This window comes from Cupriavidus sp. 8B, from assembly GCF_054589115.1.
Genome location: NZ_BAAILO010000282.1, coordinates 39,152 through 40,487 on the forward strand (window position 1 = coordinate 39,152; position 1,336 = coordinate 40,487).

Consider the following 1,336-nt stretch of genomic DNA (forward strand, 5'->3'; position numbering starts at 1 on the left):
GCAGCCGGGCCACCCCCGCCGCGGTGCGCAGCACATCCAGCGCGCCGAACAGCATGCCGGGCATGGCCTCGGGCAACCACAGCAAGCGCACGTGCAGCGGCACGGGGCGGCTAGGCGGGGGAAGGGCGGGAGGCTCCGGCAGGGCGGTAGTGGCAGAAGAGGCGGGCATGGCGGGATCGGCATTCCAATTGGCGGGATTGATCCTACCTTGCCGCGCCCGCAAGGGCTAGCATCGTCGCTCGGCGGACCACCGCCCTAACCACAATAACGATGCAAGCAACAGGAGACTTCATGCAGCCAACCCTGCGCCGACTTACCCATACCGCTGTGGCAGCGCTTGCGCTGGCATGCGGGGCAGCCGGCAGCGCCCGCGCCGCGGACACGCAACTGCTGGACGCCGCCCGCGCGGCCGAGCCCGCGTTGATCCAGTCGCTCAAGGACATGGTGTCGATCGAGTCCGGCAGCACCAATGCGGCCGGCCTGGCGCAGATGGCCAGCTTCACCGAGGGCCGGCTCAAGGCGCTGGGCGCCAGCACCGAGCGCATTCCGGTGACCAAAGGCCCGGGCACCATGGTCAAGGCCACCTTCACCGGGACCGGCAAGCGCCGCATCATGCTGATCGCCCACATGGACACGGTCTATGGTCCCAACACGCTGGCGACGCAGCCGATCAGGCTGGACGGCAATCGCCTGTACGGCCCCGGCATCGCCGACGACAAGGGCGGCATCGCGGTGATCCTGCATTCGCTGGCTATCCTCAAGGCGGCCGGCTGGCAAGACTATGCCCAGCTCACCGTGCTGCTCAACCCGGACGAGGAAGTGGGCTCGCCCGGCTCGGGCGACACGATCACCAAGCTGGCCGAGCAGCATGATGTGGTGCTCTCCTGCGAGCCTTCAGCTGGCTCGGTCGTGATGAAGGGCCAGCCGCTGCTGCTGGCCTCGGCCGGCGTTGCCACCGCCACGCTGGACGTCAAAGGCCGTGCGGCGCATGCCGGCGCCGCGCCGGAACTGGGCCGCAATGCGCTCTACGAATTGTCGTACCAGATGCTCCAGACCCGCGACGTGGCCAAGGACGTGCCGGGCGCGGCGCTGGTCTGGACCCGCGCGAGCGCCAATGGTCCGTTGAACCAGATTACGGAGAAGGCAGAGGCCGTGGGCGATGTTCGCCTGACCCAGCCCGGCGCGCTGGAGAAATTGCAGGCAGCGCTACAGGCCAAGCTATTGAGGCTTGCATAAATGCTGACATCACCACAACTCGGCCTGCTTCCAGCACGCAGCAATGATGTTGGCGCGTTGCTGTGCGCTGCGCAGCCGATTGCGGGCGGTTGTTTTGAGT

At 67.6% G+C, this 1,336-nt stretch carries 2 pseudogenes; one reads left to right on the forward strand and one right to left on the reverse strand.

The window, feature by feature from the left end:
• Window positions 1-169, reverse strand: a pseudogene (locus ACYP5B_RS27630) (GlxA family transcriptional regulator); the annotation flags it as partial.
• A gap of 122 nt (window positions 170-291) precedes the next feature.
• On the opposite strand from ACYP5B_RS27630, the pseudogene ACYP5B_RS27635 reads away from it, so the two are divergent.
• Window positions 292-1,221: pseudogene (locus ACYP5B_RS27635) on the forward strand (glutamate carboxypeptidase); the annotation flags it as partial.
• Window positions 1,222-1,336 lie beyond the last annotated feature (115 nt).